We start from the raw sequence: 4,236 nt of genomic DNA on the forward strand, positions 1-4,236 counted from the left end.
GCGTGAGGACGGCTTCGAGACCATCATGGTCAACTGCAACCCGGAGACCGTCTCCACCGACTACGACACCTCCGACCGGCTCTACTTCGAGCCGCTGACGCTGGAGGACGTGCTGGAAATCGTCGAACTGGAGAAGCCCGAGGGCGTGATCGTCCAGTACGGCGGGCAGACCCCGCTCAAGCTGGCGCGCCTGCTGGAAGCCAACGGCGTGCCGATCATTGGAACCTCCCCCGACTCGATCGATCTGGCCGAGGATCGCGAGCGCTTCCAGCAACTGGTCGACTCACTGGGCCTGAAGCAGCCGCCGAACCGCACCGCGCGCAGCGCCGAGGAGGCCCTGCTGCTGGCCCGCGAAATCGGCTATCCGCTGGTGGTGCGTCCGAGCTACGTGCTCGGCGGGCGGGCGATGGAAGTGGTCCACGCCGACGCCGATCTCGAGCGCTACATGCGCGAGGCGGTGAAGGTATCCAACGATTCTCCGGTACTGCTCGACCATTTCCTTGACGCTGCGGTCGAGGTCGACGTGGATGTGATCGCGGATCGCGAAGGCAATGTGCTGGTCGGCGGGGTGATGGAGCATATCGAGGAGGCCGGCGTGCATTCCGGCGATTCGTCCTGCTCGCTGCCGCCGTATTCGCTGTCGCCGCGCACCCAGCAGCGCCTGCGGGAACAGGTCGTGGCGCTGGCCAAGGCGCTGCACGTGGTCGGGCTGATGAACACCCAGTTCGCGGTGCAGGTGGGCGTGCCCGACGGCGACGAGGAAGACACCATCTACCTGCTGGAAGTGAACCCGCGCGCCAGCCGCACCGTGCCCTTCGTCAGCAAGGCCACCGGCCGGCCGCTGGCCAAGATCGCCGCCCGCTGCATGGCCGGGCAGACGCTGGCCGGGCAGGGCACGACCGAGGAGATCGTGCCGTCCTACTATTCGGTCAAGGAAGCGGTGTTCCCGTTCGCCAAGTTCCAGAACGTGGACCCGATCCTCGGCCCGGAAATGCGTTCGACCGGCGAGGTGATGGGCGTTGGCCGCAGCTTCGAGGCCGCCTTCGCGCGCGCCGAGGAAGCCGCCAACATCAAGGCCCCACAACCGGGCCAGGCCTTCATCTCGGTGCGCGATCCGGACAAGGCGCGGGTGCTGCCGGTCGCGCAGTACATGCTCGAACGCGGATTCTCGATCGTCGCCACCGGCGGCACCGCCGACTTCCTCAACACCCACGGCGTGGCCTGCGCCCGCATCAACAAGGTGGCCGAAGGCCGGCCGCACATCGTCGACCTGATCAAGAACGGCGAAATCTGCTATATCGTCAACACGACCGAAGGACGCCAGGCGATCGCCGACTCGTTCTCGATCCGGCGCGAAGCGCTGCAGGCGCGTGTGACGTATTCCACCACCGTGGCGGGCGCACGCGCGCTGCTGCATTCGCTCGACCATCGCGGCGCGGGCGACGTGCACCCGCTGCAGGAACTGCACAAGGAGCTTTGAACATGCCGGTCCCGATGACGGCCAAGGGCGCGCAGCGACTGCGCGCCGAGCTGGAAGAATTGAAGTCGGTCAAGCGCCCCGAGGTGATCAATGCGATTGCCGAGGCGCGTGCCCATGGCGATTTGAAGGAAAACGCCGAATACCATGCCGCCCGCGAACAGCAGGGATTCATCGAAGGCCGTATCAAGCACCTCGAGGGCGAGCTGTCCAACGCTCAGGTCATCGACGTGGCCAAGCTGACGGCAGGCGACCGGGTCGTGTTCGGCGCTACCGTGGTGCTGGCCGATGCCGACAGCGGCGACGAGACGACCTACCAGATCGTCGGCGACCTCGAGGCCGACATCAAGCTGGGTTTGATTGCCATCTCCTCGCCGGTCGCCCGCGCCCTGATCGGCAAGAACGCCGGGGACGAAGTGACGATCGAAGCCCCGGGCGGTACCCGCGAATACGAAATCGTTTCGGTCGCCTACATCGGCTGACCGGCCCGCCGCGTGACCCGCCGCCTGACCCTGCTCCTGCCTGCACTGGCGAAGTTCGCCGAACAGCCGCTTCCGCAAGCGCTGGGCAAGGCGCTGGGACGGGCGGATCGGACGACGCTGGAGGCGGGCGAGGCGGCGCAGCTGTTGCGCAATTTCGACGTGCTGCCGCAGGCGTGGCCGCACGCCGCGCTGGCGCGGGCGGCCGATGCCGGGCTGGACGATGCCCGCCTGGGCGCCTGGCTGCGCGCCGACCCCGCCCACCTGCGCGCCGATATCAACGGCGTCCGGTTGCTGGGCGTCGGGCGCACCGTCGGCATCGATTCCAGCGATGTCGACGCCTTGCTGCCTGCGCTGCGGCCGCTGTTCGGCGATGCCGGGATGCACCTGGACGCGCCGCACCCGGAGCGCTGGTACCTGCGCCTGGCGCACGCGACAAGACTGCCGGAGTTCGCGTCTCCCGAGCAGGCGCTGGGCGACGACGTGTTCGAGCACACGCCCGATGCCCCGGAAGCGCGGCGCTGGCGCGCGCTGGCCAGTGAGGCACAGGTCGTCCTGCACAACCATCCGCACAACGCAAGGCGGCTGGAGTCGGGCCGGGTTCCCATCAACGGCCTGTGGTTCTGGGGTGGCGGGGTGTTGCCGGACGCGGTAGCGAGCGATACCCCGACCCTGTATTCCGACGATCCGGAGCTGCGCGGGGCAGCGGCACTCGGCAAACTGGCCTGCATGCCGCTGACGGAATTCCGCGATTTCGGTGCCGATGCGCTGGTCGATCTGCGAACCAGGCGCGATGAAGCCGGGTTGATCCAGCGCTGGTTGAGCGAAGCGGCGGACTCGGCGGCCCGGCACGATGTGGTGCTGGATTTCGCCGACGGCATTGTTTTCACGTTGAGCCGCGGCCAGCGCTGGCGGTTCTGGCGCAAACCACTGGAACGCCTCGCTCCATGAGCGCCAATCGCCGCATCGTCCGGCGCCACGTGGCCGAGCCCACGGGCGAATGGCCGAGCCACTGGCCGGACGTGCTCAAACGCGTCCACACCGCGCGCGGCAGCCATGGTTTCGACATGGCGATGCCGCGGCTGGCCAACCTGCTTCCGTTCACCAGCTTGCGGGGTATGGAAGCTGCGGTCGATTTGCTGCAATCGGCCATCGAACGCGACGCCCGCATCCTGATCGTCGGCGATTTCGATTGCGACGGCGCAACTGCCACCGCCGTCGGCGTGCGCGGCCTGCGCATGCTTGGCGCGCGCAACGTGCTGCACGCCGTCCCCAATCGCATCGTCCACGGCTACGGACTGACGCCGGGACTGGTCGAGGAACTGGCCGCGCTCGCGCCCGATCTCGTGGTGACGGTGGATCACGGCATCGCCTGCCATGCCGGCATTACCGCCGCCAAGGCGCGCGGCTGGCAAATCCTCGTCACCGATCACCACCTGCCGGGGCCGACCCTGCCGCCGGCGGATGCGATCGTCAATCCCAACCAGCCGGGTGACGCTTTCGCAAGCAAGGCGCTGGCCGGCGTCGGCGTGATCTTCTATGCGCTTCTGGCCCTGCGCGCACGCCTGGGATCGAAGGCGGATCTGCCGTCCCTGCTGGATCTCGTCGCCGTCGGCACCGTGGCGGACATGGTGCCGCTGGATGCCAACAACCGCGCTCTGGTCGGCGCCGGATTGCGTCGATTGCGGGCAGGGCAGGGCTGCACCGGACTGCACGCGCTGATCGAAGTCGGTGGCCGCAAGGACGCCACGCTGACCACAAGCGACATCGGTTTCGCCATCGGGCCGAGGCTCAACGCCGCCGGTCGGCTGGAAGACATGGCGATCGGCATCGAATGCCTGCTGTCCGACGATGCGGGCCATGCGCGGGAATTGGCGTCAACCCTGAACGACATCAACGCCCAGCGACGCGCCCTGCAGTCGCGGATGCAGGACGCGGCCGACACCCGGATCGGCGACCTTGATGCCAGTCACGGCGCCTGCATGTTCGACCCGGATTGGCATCCGGGTGTGGTTGGCCTGATCGCCTCGAAGCTGAAGGAAAAACTGCACCGACCCGCTATCGCTTTTGCCCCGGTCGAACCTGGAGCATCCATGCTTCGTGGTTCCGCCCGATCGATTCCGGGGTTCCATATCCGCGATGCGCTGGCGCTGGTCGATTCCCGCCATCCGGGGCTGATCGTCCGTTTCGGAGGCCACGCCATGGCCGCTGGCCTGAGCCTGACCCGAGAGGACTTCCCGGCATTCCGCGATGCCTTCGACGTCGTCGTCGGCCAGACCC

At 67.8% G+C, this 4,236-nt stretch carries 4 protein-coding genes; all 4 read left to right on the forward strand.

Going from position 1 to position 4,236, the window contains the following annotated elements:
* Window positions 1-1,480, forward strand: a 1,480-nt coding sequence (gene carB, locus Q0X16_RS04790) for a carbamoyl-phosphate synthase large subunit (protein ID WP_297831270.1), incomplete at its 5' end; no start/stop codon positions are given.
* Window positions 1,481-1,494: 14 nt separating this feature from the next.
* Window positions 1,495-1,959 (forward strand): transcription elongation factor GreA, encoded by a 465-nt coding sequence (greA, locus tag Q0X16_RS04795; protein ID WP_297831280.1) that lies wholly within the window; start codon window positions 1,495-1,497, stop codon window positions 1,957-1,959.
* A 12-nt stretch (window positions 1,960-1,971) separates the two neighbouring features.
* A complete protein-coding gene (locus tag Q0X16_RS04800; RefSeq protein WP_297831273.1) occupies window positions 1,972-2,907 on the forward strand; it encodes a phosphoglycerate mutase in 936 nt (311 codons plus the stop codon).
* Window positions 2,904-4,236, forward strand: a 1,333-nt coding sequence (recJ, locus tag Q0X16_RS04805) for a single-stranded-DNA-specific exonuclease RecJ (protein ID WP_297831276.1), incomplete at its 3' end; no start/stop codon positions are given. The genes Q0X16_RS04800 and recJ, both read left to right, overlap by 4 nt.

The organism is Thermomonas sp., assembly GCF_025993755.1.
Taxonomy (GTDB): domain Bacteria; phylum Pseudomonadota; class Gammaproteobacteria; order Xanthomonadales; family Xanthomonadaceae; genus Thermomonas.